11 protein-coding genes and 1 tRNA gene are annotated in these 11,604 nt (G+C 60.8%); 5 read left to right on the top strand and 7 right to left on the bottom strand.

Annotated elements, in window-relative coordinates; translation table 11 throughout:
- Genes AC731_RS01680 through AC731_RS01695 form a run of 4 tightly spaced genes read right to left on the bottom strand, consistent with a single transcriptional unit; the run spans position 1 to position 4,261 of the window.
- Positions 1–1,275: a TRAP transporter large permease gene (locus AC731_RS01680; protein WP_004252805.1), complete on the bottom strand. Its 1,275-nt coding sequence runs from the start codon at positions 1,273–1,275 to the stop codon at positions 1–3.
- Between the two features lie 13 nt (positions 1,276–1,288).
- Complete coding sequence (locus AC731_RS01685) at positions 1,289–1,798, bottom strand: TRAP transporter small permease (RefSeq protein ID WP_004252807.1); 510 nt, start codon at positions 1,796–1,798, stop codon at positions 1,289–1,291.
- 24 nt (positions 1,799–1,822) lie between these two features.
- On the bottom strand, positions 1,823–2,821 hold the full coding sequence (locus AC731_RS01690) for a TRAP transporter substrate-binding protein (protein ID WP_048708873.1): 999 nt from the start codon (positions 2,819–2,821) through the stop codon (positions 1,823–1,825).
- A gap of 45 nt (positions 2,822–2,866) precedes the next feature.
- The gene (locus AC731_RS01695; RefSeq protein ID WP_048708874.1) at positions 2,867–4,261 is read right to left on the bottom strand and encodes an amidase; all 1,395 of its coding nucleotides are present in this window, start codon (positions 4,259–4,261) and stop codon (positions 2,867–2,869) included.
- A gap of 138 nt (positions 4,262–4,399) precedes the next feature.
- Here AC731_RS01695 and AC731_RS01700 point away from each other — a divergent pair, with 138 nt between their 5' ends.
- The 4 genes from AC731_RS01700 to AC731_RS19380 all read left to right on the top strand — a co-directional run bounded on the left by AC731_RS01700 (position 4,400) and on the right by AC731_RS19380 (position 6,498).
- Entirely contained in the window at positions 4,400–5,272 is an 873-nt protein-coding gene (locus AC731_RS01700; RefSeq protein ID WP_004252812.1) for a LysR substrate-binding domain-containing protein, read from the top strand.
- A 149-nt stretch (positions 5,273–5,421) separates the two neighbouring features.
- A tRNA-Met gene (locus tag AC731_RS01705) sits at positions 5,422–5,498 on the top strand.
- A gap of 459 nt (positions 5,499–5,957) precedes the next feature.
- The gene (locus AC731_RS01710) at positions 5,958–6,191 is read left to right on the top strand and encodes a hypothetical protein (protein WP_048708876.1); all 234 of its coding nucleotides are present in this window, start codon (positions 5,958–5,960) and stop codon (positions 6,189–6,191) included.
- Positions 6,184–6,498, top strand: coding sequence for an Arm DNA-binding domain-containing protein (locus tag AC731_RS19380; RefSeq protein ID WP_082794224.1), 315 nt, complete (start codon positions 6,184–6,186; stop codon positions 6,496–6,498). Before AC731_RS01710 ends, AC731_RS19380 begins: the two co-directional genes overlap by 8 nt.
- 404 nt (positions 6,499–6,902) lie before the next feature.
- Here AC731_RS19380 and AC731_RS01715 read toward each other — a convergent pair whose 3' ends face one another.
- Entirely contained in the window at positions 6,903–7,094 is a 192-nt protein-coding gene (locus tag AC731_RS01715; protein ID WP_004254673.1) for a DUF2283 domain-containing protein, read from the bottom strand.
- Between the two features lie 779 nt (positions 7,095–7,873).
- Between AC731_RS01715 and AC731_RS01720 the strand changes: the two genes are divergently transcribed.
- Positions 7,874–10,132 (top strand): UvrD-helicase domain-containing protein, encoded by a 2,259-nt coding sequence (locus tag AC731_RS01720; RefSeq protein WP_048708878.1) that lies wholly within the window; start codon positions 7,874–7,876, stop codon positions 10,130–10,132.
- Positions 10,133–10,403: 271 nt separating this feature from the next.
- Here the strand turns inward: AC731_RS01720 and AC731_RS01725 are convergent, their stop codons facing one another.
- Positions 10,404–10,808 (bottom strand): hypothetical protein, encoded by a 405-nt coding sequence (locus AC731_RS01725; protein WP_048708879.1) that lies wholly within the window; start codon positions 10,806–10,808, stop codon positions 10,404–10,406.
- Positions 10,809–10,887: 79 nt separating this feature from the next.
- Positions 10,888–11,514 carry an exopolysaccharide biosynthesis protein gene (locus AC731_RS01730; protein WP_237266584.1) on the bottom strand — a complete coding sequence of 209 codons (627 nt, stop codon included), beginning with the start codon at positions 11,512–11,514 and terminating at the stop codon, positions 10,888–10,890.
- Positions 11,515–11,604: the final 90 nt, after the last annotated feature.

Below are 11,604 nucleotides of genomic sequence, written 5' to 3' on the forward strand. Positions count from 1 at the left end.
TCAATAGAGCGCGTTGGGCAGCAGCATGCTGATTGCGGGAACGTAGGTGATCAGCAGCAGGGCCACCAACATGAGGCAGATCGTGGGCAGCGCCGCGCGGAAGATCTCGTAAAGGGTCATTTTCGCCACCCCCATCGCAACGAAGAGGTTCAGCCCCACCGGCGGCGTCAGCATGCCCACCGACAGGTTCACCAGCGTGATGATGCCGAAGTGGACCGCATCGACGCCGACCTGGGCGGCGATGGGCTGCATCAACGGCGCGAGGATGATGATTGCCGAGGCGCTATCGAGGAAGCAGCCGGCGATCAGCATGATCACGTTGAAGAGCAGCATGATCAGGATCGGGGAGTCCGTGCTCGACAGGACCTCCGAGGCGATCTGGGTCGGCGTGCCCGTGCTGGCGAGGATCCACGAGAATGCGGAGGCGCCCGCCGTGATCAGCAACAGGGTGCCCGACAGCAGTCCCGTGTTTCGCAGGGTCTCGAGGAGTGCGCGGAAGCTGATGTTGCGATACACCACCGCGCCGACGAACCAGCCGTACAGGCATGCCGTTGCCGCCGACTCGGTGGGCGTGAAGACGCCGCTGTAGATTCCGCCGAGCAGGATGACCGGCAAGCCGAGGCCCCACGCGGAGCGCTTGAACGCGAGGCCGATCTGTCCCAGTGACGGGAAAGGGTCACGCGGGTACTTGTGCCGGATGGCGTAGAAGGTGGTGTACGCGATGAGTAAGCCGCCGATGACCAATGCGGGCAGGAGACCGCCGGCAAAGAGCTTGCCAACCGACGTGCCGGTCACCGACCCATAGATGATGAGCGCGATGCTGGGCGGAACGATCGGCCCGAGCGTGCCCGCCGTCGCGATCAGGCCGATGGAGAAGTACTTGTTGTAGCCCGCTGCCACCATGGCCGGATACATGATGGTGCCGATCGCGATGACGGTCGCAGGACTCGAGCCGGAGATCGAGCCGAAGAACAGGCAAGCGAGCACGGTCGCAGCCGCCAGACCACCGGGCAGCCAGCCGATGAGCGCCTTTGCCAGTTCGATGAGCCGGTCGGACAGCCCGCCGATACGCATCAGTTCGGCCGCGAGGATGAAGAACGGAATCGACATCAGGGAGAAGTTGTTCATCCCCGAGAACATCCGCATCGGCACGACCAGCGGATCGACACCGCCGAAGAAGTGCAGCGCGGCCGTGACCGCGAGTGCGAGCGCTGCGAAGATCGGCAGGCCGAAAAGCAGCAGGCTGAAGAAGATGGGGACCAGAGCGGAGATCATTGCGTGCCTTTCCTCAGGTCGCGCTCATGGTGGTCGCGAGGGGCTTGTAGTCCTTGCCGGCCACCAGGGTCTGGAAGATCAGGAGATAGCGAACCAGCATGAAGGCGCCGGCCACCGGAATCGTCAGGTAGATGTACGCCACGGGGACCTGCATCGCTGGCGAGAGCTGGCCCATGTTGGACGTATTGATGAAGAGTCGTCCGCCGTAATAGACCAGCGTGGCGGCAAAGGCGAAGCCGAGGAGGGTCGCCACGTACTTGAGAACGCGGGTCAGTCGGGGACCGGCAAAGGCGTACAACATTTCCACCGAGATGTGCGCTGCGTACCGGACTCCCATGCTGGCGGCGAGGAAGCTCATCGTGATCAGCGAGTACAGGATGAGCTCTTCGGACCAGTAAAGGGAATTGTTGAATACGTAACGTGCCACGACCTGCACGATGGCAACGACCGTGGCCACGAGCATCAGGATGACCACCATGATGTTCTCGACCCAGTCGACGATTTTGTTGAGCGCGTGAATCATTGCCGTCCCCGATCAGAGCTGCGATTAGCTGCCGGCTGCCGCCTTCATGGCCTTCTGGAGCAGCGCGGGCGTGACGCGCGCCTCGAACTCCTTGTAGATCGGCTTGGACTTCTCGACAAAGGCGGCGCGGCCTTCAGGCGTCAGCTCACGAATGTCGATCTTGTCCTTGATCTCGGCGATGATGCGCGCGTCCTCCGCGTCGGTGATCTGGCGTGCATAGTCGCGGCCCACATCGAAGGCGTCGCGCACGACCTTCTTCAGATCATCGGGTAGCGAGTTCCAGGCGGCCTTGTTCATCACCGCTGCATAGGTGTGATAGGCGTGACGGGTCAGCGTCAGATGCTTCTGGACCTCGTGGAAGCGCATCGAATAGATGTTCGCGAACGGGTTCTCCTGACCCTCGACGACACCCTGCTGCAGGCCGTTGTACACCTCGGTGAAGGCCATCGCCGTCGGGTTGGCGCCGTAGGCACGATAGGTGGCGAGGATTGCAGGCGCCTGCAGGGTCCGCATCTTGATGTTCTTGAGGTCATCCGGCTGCGTGATTGGACGGACGTTGTTCGTCATGTGGCGGAAGCCCGCGCCCCAGAAGTTCACGCCGTAGAGGTTGCTCTTGTCGAGCGTGTCCAGCAGTTCGCGACCCACTTCGCCGTCGAGGACGCGCTTCATCGCGTCGTTGTCGGGCATCAGGAAGGGCAGGTCGAAGAGGTACATCTTCGGCTCGAAGTTGGCGAGGTTGCCGGTCGGCGGAATCGCGATGTGAACCAGGCCCATCTGGGTCTGTTCGATGATCTCCACGTCGCCGCCGAGCTGGGCGGCCGGACGGATGTTGATCTCGATGCGACCGTTGGAGTTCTTCTCGACCTCTTCCTTGAACTTCACCGCGGCCTTTGCGTTGGGCGTGCTCTCGACCAGCACGTGAGCGAAGGTGAACTTGAACTCGGCGGCCTGCACTGCGCCAGAGAACAGGGCAGCCATCACGGACGCGACAGCGATCTTCTTCCAGCTCTTCTTGGGTGTCATATGAATCTCCTCCCTCTGCGAGGGTTGGTTGAAACGCAGGAAAAATCAGGCCAGCGCGGGGGCGCGGCCGAGTACGTCGAAACCCCTGCCGATCAGGGACTCGATGTTCAGTGCGATGCCGATCAGGCGCTCTTCGGCCATTGGCGGTCCCATCAGCTGAAGTCCAACCGGCATGCGGCTGGCGTCCAGGCCCACGGGCAGGGTCAGCGCGCACCAGCCGAAGAGGTTGCTGATGACCGTATTGCGCAAGGCCATCATGTTCGCGGGGCCGTAGGCCGAGACCTCGGCGATGTCGGTCAGGCGCGGCGGACTGATCGGAACGGTCGGGGAGAGCAGGACATCCACCTCGTCATAGATGCGTGTGGCGCCCGCAGCGCAGCGTTTGAGCACGGCCTTGCGGCGCAGGTACTCGACCGAGGAGATGCCGTCGGCCCCCTGGACCCGGGCGCGCACCACGGGATCGAGCCGGTCGATCTTGTGAGGGAAATGTTCGTTCAGGTACGCGGCCAGTTCGGGCGCGGCCAGACCGCCTTGCCGGAAGATCTCGTACGCTTCATCGCAATGCGACAACTGGAGCCGGACAATCCGCGCACCTGCTTGCGCCAGGCGTTCGATCGTCGACTCGACGAGCGCACCGATGCTGGAATCGATGTCGTGCCAGAAGAAGTTGTCAGGCACCCCGATGCGCAGACCGTCGAGCGGACGGGGCGTACCCGGGCTCGCCACCCTCAGGCCCCTGTCGTCGATGGCCGAGAAGGCGAAGGCAAGGTCCTCGACCGTACGTGCAAGCAGGCCCGGCGTATCCAGCGAGGACGACAAGGGCACGATGCCATCGAGCGACCAGCGGCCGTAGGTTGTCTTCAGTCCGACCTGTCCGGTCATTGACGCAGGCACGCGCACGGACCCGGCCGTATCCGTGCCCAGCGCGAGCAGGGCGCTTCCCTGGACCAGGGACACACCTGCGCCCGAGCTCGAGCCGCCGGGGGCGCGATGTTCGGCCGCGGACCAGGGGTTGAACGGCGTGCCCCAGTGGGCGTTGACGCCGATGCCCCCGAACGCGAACTCGACCGTATGCGTCTTGCCGACGACGATGCCCAACTGCCTTTGCAGGCTGGAGATCACCGGCCCAGCGGCCTGCCATGCCTCAGGCAACTGCTCGGCGCTGCCGGCGAATACCGGCAGGCCGGGCACGCCGTAGAGGTCCTTCACCGAAACCGGGATCCCCATCAGCGGGCCGAGATCCACGCCCTGGGCAAACAGGGCATCGCTTGCCTCGGCGAGCTTGCGGGCACGGTCACCATCCCAGGTCTTGTAAGCGTTCAGGCGATCTTCGGTACGCAGGAAGTTCCGCGTGCAGTGTTCGACGAGTTCGACCGCTGTCTGCTCGCGATGGCGCAGCCGGCGCGCATGCTCGGCCAAGGGCAGGTAGCTTGTGTCCAACGGTGACCCCCGTAATCGTTTGGATGAACTATTTGTGTCAATTCATCGTACGATCGCATCACACCCGGGGCAACGGTCCATAAATAAACTTAGTTTTTACAAAGCGTGAACAATCGATTCTCGATCGAAGACCTGCAGGTGTTCTCGGAGGTCGTCCGGACACTCAACTTTTCGCAGGCCGCCCAAAGGCTTGGCGTGTCGCCTGCCTTCATTTCAAAGCGTATTCAGGTGCTTGAGGCGCAGCTCGAGTGCAAGCTCTTCCATCGCTCTACGCGTCAGGTTTCGCTCACGGAGCAAGGCGAGCACGTCTATGAGCTCGGTCGTTCGATCCTCGACAAGGTGAGCGAACTCCACGAGGAACTGGGGGTGAAGCGAAACGAACCGCGCGGCGTCCTGCGGGTGTCGACGAGTTTCGGCTTCGGACGCCGGGTCGTTGGCGAGAGCCTGGCGGAGTTCTCGCACAAGTATCCCGAGATCGAGGTTCGGCTCGATGTGCTCGATCATCTGCTCGACCTCGCGCAGAACAAGATCGACCTCGATGTGCGCATCGGCGACGTCATCTCGCCGCACTACATCGCGAAGCGCCTTGCACGTAACCACCGCATCCTTTGCGCCGCGCCGTCCTACCTCGAGCGCTGCGGAACACCGACGGATCTCAACGAGCTTGCGCAGCACAACTGCCTGATCATCAAGGAACGAGACCACCCCGTCGGGCTATGGAAGCTGACGCGTCGAGGCCGGAACTACAACGTCAAGGTACGCGGCTCGCTGGTCACCAACAACGGCGAGATCGCAGTTGCATGGGCGCTTGCAGGCCATGGCATCATGCTGCGCTCGATCTGGGATGCTCGTACGCATCTCGATTCGGGGCTGCTGGTTAACATCCTCCCCGACTACACGCAGGAAGCAAACATCTGGGCCGTCTATCCCGAGCGGCTCAGTTCCTCCGCGAAGATCAAGCTTTGCGTGAAGCACATGGAAGAGTTTTTCCAGCGTTGGGAACAGCGCTGATGCCTTTCCCGGCGGCTGCCGGACCCGGTTCTTCCCCCTTTTTAGTCCGGCTGGGAGAGGGTGAGGACACTGCCACGGCAGCTGAACGAAAAAGATCGAAGAAAAGCTTGCATTGTTTCTCGTCATCACTTATAGTTCTGTTTCTCCGACGCGGGGTGGAGCAGTCTGGCAGCTCGTCGGGCTCATAACCCGAAGGTCGCAGGTTCAAATCCTGCCCCCGCAACCAAAAAAAGTCATTAAAGCCAATCACTTAACGGTGGTTGGCTTTTTTGCGCTTGGGCCACCAGAATGATGTTGGCCCACCTTTGGCCCATGTTGGCCCACCCGTGGCCCCGTCATTTTTTTGCTTTTCTGGCGAGGTCACCGTTTGATCTTTGCTCGTGTCTGCCCTTGGCCCCGTCGGTGTCCGTTCCCAAGTAGGCCTCCAACGCGAGGCGCAAGACCTCGGACCGACTCGGGATCCTCCCTAGTACGGCTTGAAGCGAGACTCGTCGATGATCGATTTTGGTGGCTAGTTCTTCTGTAAGCCGAACATTGATTTGTTGCCGATCCATGTGCACAGACTCCAGTGGGTACGGCGAGATTGTAGCTGTCTAGAAAATAGCGGGTTGACCCGTTGCTCTTCTGCGATAGATTGAAACTGTCTAGGTGCTAGACAAATAGATAAATAGCAAAGGAGCAAGAAATGGCTGCGACCTATCTGACAACTGAAGAACTATCCGATCGCATCAAGTACGACCAGCGAACAATTCGTGAGCGCCTCAAGGACAGCGTTCTGCTTGAAGGAGTGCACTACATCCGTCCGTTTGGAGGAAGGAAGATCCTATACGTCTGGGAGAGGATCGAGGAGGACATGGCGAAGTCCTCACTCAACACGTTCGTGATTCCGATGTCGAACGGGGGCGTGTGTCATGGCTAGCATTCGGACTCTCGCGAGCACAGGAACGCTCTTCATCGATTTTCGCTATGAAGGGAAGCGTTGTCGTGAATACACGCGGCTGGAAGACACTCCCGCGAACCGCAAGAAGCTCATGCGACTCGTACAGCGTCTTGAAACGGATCTTGCCGCTGGCACCTTCGACTACGCCAGCTTCTTCCCTGGCAGCAAGAAGAACTCAAAAGCCCACGGAGGCCGGGTAGAAGCGCAAGCGGTCGTCACAGTCGCTCCGCCTTTGCCGGCTGCGATGCCTATCGGGGCACCGTTTGCTGCAGGCTTGGGCGGATAGCCTTGGTACAGATAGGGCGCAGCCACTGCCGCGCTGATGAGGCAAACGTGCTTCAACACGGCGCTTACCGCGTTACCCCGCTTGTATGAATTCCTGATGGCGCTCTCGAGCAAGCTGGTAGCCGCGTGGGCGGATCGGGCTCTGCGCGCCAGAATGTCGAGCGCACCCGCACCCCACTCCCCGTTCAGCAAGGGCATCTTCCCCGACGTGGAGATGTTGGAGCCAGAGTGACCAGTGTCCTGCTAATTAAAGAAATCCGCGTAAACTTAACTAGTGTTCCGCACTAGTTAAGCGGGCTTAACTAGGACCCCACGACCAACGCTCGTCTAACGGAGCACCGCCGTGATCGGCGCCGTCGAAGTCGACCGTGACGCCGCCTGTCTGGCAGCGGCGTATGTTCTCGGTCACTGTGGGCTCGGTTCGATCTCTATCGGCCAGTGACCTGCGGTTCGGGCATCCAGGATCGTGATCTCGGCGATTCCGTTTGCTGTAAAGCCGATGTTCACGTTCCACCCGAGTGAAACATCCCTCACGATCGGTTCCTCCGAGAAGCCGATGCACAGGATGTCATCTTGCTCGTCGTATCTGATCCTCATCGATGCGCGTCCCTTGCTTCATGTCTACAGGTGTTTCCGTGAGCGCTGCCTCAATCCTCATCTGGGAGTCGGAGAGCAAGCGCTCGGCTTCGCGGGGTGGGAACCCGAGATCCAGAAAGACGTTGCCGCCAATCGGCGTAACGTGAGAGCTTGAAACTGTGTTTTGAGTATCATTCATCCTAGATGGCCCTGCGCAGCGAAGCATCAGATGGTTAGCATAGAGTTCCGCTCTCGCGGACTGTGGGACGATCGAAGCTCGTCCGCCGAGTTTCCTGGTCGGATCTCTTCCACCCGGACTGTATCAACTCGGCATGGTCATCGTACGCCACAAATCGACCAGTATCCCGAAGTGAGTTGTCCGTCTGGCTTCGCGAGTGGACCACGGCCGCCTCAAAGGGACGGATGCTCGGCTAGTTTTTGGAGGAGGACTGTGACACCTAGGCTGTTGTGGTCCACGCGAGTGGTCTTCGACGTCACAGATCGGTGTGCCAAAAGCGCTATGAAATCAAGCTTGAGGTCTTTTAAGCCCAGAGAAACCACAAACGATTGCGCTGGACGCCGTGCAATTTTTTTAGCCTCATAACCCGGGTCGCAGGTTCAAATCCTGCCCCCGCAACCAAAAAAGTCAAAAAAGCCAATCACTTCACGGTGGTTGGCTTTCTTGCGTCTGGGCGCACTGTGGGCACAGTGCACATCCTCGCTGTACGGATTCTGTGCTCAAGGGTTTGACGCCGGTCGGCGCTATCATCTCGCACTTCGTCATTTGAGCTCGACCAACGATGCTGCCGATCAACTACCGAGGTGCGAGTTCAGTGCGGTTCGTGCCGGGGGATTTCCAGCCGACGGCCGAACAGCTGGCGATTCAGCGCTGCCAGAATCGCTATGTCATCGCAATGTCCGCTGCCGGGTCAGGCAAGTCGACGACCATCGCGCTCAAGGTGATGGAGAACGTCCGGTACGGGAAGGATCCACGCAAGATCCTGGTGCTCACCTTCTCGCGCGAAGCGGCGCAGGTGATCCGGCGGATGATCGCCAAGCTTTCAAACGATGCGCAGCTAGCGAATGCCATCAGGTGTGTCGCGTTCGACGACTTCTGTGTCGAGGTGCTGAACGGCTTTGGATATGAGCGGGCCGATCAGCTATCGTCGATGGACGAAGTCTGCGCATATGTCCGGAAGGCGGCGGCGAACATCAAGAAGCGCGAGGACGATCGCGTGCGGCCGCTCGAGATCGCGCTACCCGAGCATAACGAGCAGATCGCCGAGTTCGTGCGGAATGCCCGCCTGATGAAGGCCAATCTCTTGAGCCCCGACCTCGATGAGGACGAAACCTACGAAGACCGGGCGATCCGGTACGGGCTTCCAGAGAGCTTCTTTTATATCTATCGGGAGGTAGAGCGGGTCCGCGGGACGGGCAGCTATTACGACGACCGGCCGGCGGCCTGGCGGAGCGAATTCGACGCGACTTTCGATCTGGCGAGGATGCTGATTGAGACGCAGGGCCGAATCCGGATGCCGACGTACGAGTTCGTCGCCGTCGACGAACTGCAGGACATGAACCCGGCGAGTTACGAGGTCTTGAAGTGGCTGCTGGATCCGTCGCGTGAATCGGTCGAAGGATCGATCGCCGCGGAGATCCTGGGCCCGAAGCCCGTCTACTTCATCGGCGCGGGTGACTTTGACCAGATCATTCACGGCTGGGCGGGATCCAATATCCGCTTCATGAAGGAGTGTTTCGGGGCAGAGTGGCCATCTTCTTCGGTCGTCCGTCTCACGCTGTCGAGCACCTACCGCCACGGGCCGATCATGGCAAAGATGGTGTCGGCGCTGATGGGGGACGGGAGCGATAACGAGCGGGTGCGATCCGGGAGATCGCACAAGACCGAAGTCCGGGTAGAGCGCTATGCAGACCACGGTGCCGCCGCCGGCAAGCTCGTTACGGCACTTGTGGACTTCAGGAAGCGAGGCGGACGTCTCGACGATACGGCGATCATCCTGCGCTCGCCGTACCAGTCCATCCTTGTCGAGAATGCGCTCTTCGAGGCCGGCCTGAACTGGCGTATCGAGGGGATGGAGAGTTATCTGATGCGGCCCGAGGTCCTGGCGCTGCGGGGCATCATGGCCTTTGCGCTGGACGATCTGACGACGATTCCTGGCGACGATAAATTTTCCAGAGTCATCAGTTCCCTGCTGCTTTGGCAGCAGTTCGAATGGGCGCCGGAGCGTCTTCAAGGGAAGTATCTGAAGGATGCGGCCAAGGATCCGGGGCTGAATTTTCAGCACTTCCTGCAGGGGGTGCTGCTGCGTCCGCGAACGATCTATGACCGGCGTGTCGCCCGTCTATCGTGGGAGCGGCAATCAATGGAGGAGACCGCGCTCCTTGAGCGGATCCAGGCGTTGAATCGGAGCGGCCAGACCGCCAAGGCCGAAGAATTGCGCCGGCGCAGCGATTACGAATCGAGCACGGTCGAGGAGACATCCGAGGAGAGAAGGAATCGTCTGCGGCTCGACGCGTCGGTGGCGCTCATTCGTGGCGCTGCGCCTGACGCTCCCGCTCACGTCCTGCTCGAACAGGTCGTAGCCACCCTGGACATGAAGAACAAGGCGCGCTTGCTGTTCGTCGACCCGGCCATGGCGCGAATGGTGTCTCAGTCGTTGGACGGCTTCGTGCAGAGTGCCAAGCGCAGGAACTGTTCGCTGCGCGAGTTCGCGAACTGGCTGAAGGATGTCGATATCGCGCTCCGAAAGGCCAGGCCCATGAACACGCTGCTGGTGTGTTCGGTAGAGGCGGCAAAGGGGCAGGAGTTCGAGGCTGTCCTTCTTCCGTTCCTGGAGGCGGGTGTTTTCCCGGCGCGTGATGCCGACCCGCACGAGGAGCGCAACCGCTTCTATGTCGCAGTCACGCGCGTCTGCGACGAACTGACCCTGCTGGTGCCGGAGGACGAGCAGCGCGTGAGCCCCTACGTCAAGTCCCTGAAGGTGGCGCGGTCGCTTCGGGAGGGGGGCTTTCTCGATCGCTGCAGTGATGACAATCGGTGATCTTTCGCTAGCAATACGCCCCCTTCATCTCGACCTGTGCTTGAGGGCGGCCACATCAAGAGGGTCTGGCAGGCCAAGCTGCGGGTATGTTGGGCTCGCTCAAACGGTGCTCATCGCCGTGCTGCCATGCAGCTTTTCCAGGGCAGTGTGATGCTGGCGGAGCGTTCCCGACTTTCCTTGGCTTCGCCATTTCCTGTGGTCGCGATTCGTGCCGCAACGCTGCGCATCCGACGACCTTTCGGGATGTACTCAAGAAGTTCGCCCAGTGAGATCAGCCATGGATGCCGGGTGGGCTCGGGCGATTTGCCGGGAAAAACGAACCAAGTAGCCGGTGTCCGATTACCGTGATGATCAGCAAGCTCAGGGCGCCCAGCGCCCAGACCGTCCAGAGCAGCGGGCTGAGCCACGCCATGCCGGCGGCAAGCCAAGGCATGATCTGACGGACCCCTTCGATGGTGGCGACGAGACCCGCGTGGATCGATTGGAGCCAGGCAGGGTCAATCCACAGTGCTAACCAGGACGGCAGCGCTGTTGCGTCGAGAACCGTACTGAGGTCGTTCTGAAGCGCAGTGCCCGACTTATGCGCAATCCAGTCGATGACATGAACAGTGAGTGCGGTCATCCCCGTCCACGCGGCGAGGATCACGAAAAACAGGATCCAGATGATCGTTTTCATGTTTGCGTAATTCTTCCAATTGACGTGGAACGGTGAGTGTTCGATCTTCGTTGCTCGTCCGCGGTTGAGGCAATTGAGCTTACTGGCTGAAAGTCAGGCCCATCAGCGACAGCAGTTCGGTGGCGGCGACGGTGCCGCCCCACCACAGCAGCCCGACCGAAGCGACCGCGGCCAGCGTCACCAGATAACCGGCCAGCAGCATCAGGCCGTCACGCAGACGCAGCCCCCAGGAGATCAAGACGATGGCGAGCGCCGGCAGCACGTTGTCAAAGCTGATGATGGGGACGGGGACCATCATCGACAGTCCCGCGGCACAGAGCATCAACCCGTTGGCAATGCGCGCGGGCTTGTCGCTCAAGCGCAGCATGCGCGGTCGTCCCCACCGTGCAATGATCTGGATGACCCGGCTGGTCATGCGCTCGAGCAGCATCCGGGCGCGATCGTTCATCTCTCGTCTGGCAAGCCAGGCGGGCAAGGGCACGGGCTGGCCGCTAAGCAGCCCGAACGCGATCAGAATGGAAAAAGCGCCCACCACCGAAGCCATCCCCGGTAGTGCCACCGGAACAAGAAGTGGCATTGCCAGCAGGCTCAACCAGACCATGCGTTGCCGATTGCTTTGACCCACGGCGTCGGCCATCGTACCGTTCATCGAGGCCAGTCGCGCCCCGGCAATCCGTTCCAGGGTAGCTCGTCGTTTGTCCTTCATGACCAATAGACCCTGCTTGAACTATTTGGCAGTTCGGACTCGTGATCGGGTCCTGCGGTTCCCCGAGGTTTCGCCCCGGTTGCGCAACGA

Source organism: Thauera humireducens, assembly GCF_001051995.2.
Classification (GTDB): Bacteria; Pseudomonadota; Gammaproteobacteria; order Burkholderiales; family Rhodocyclaceae; genus Thauera; species Thauera humireducens.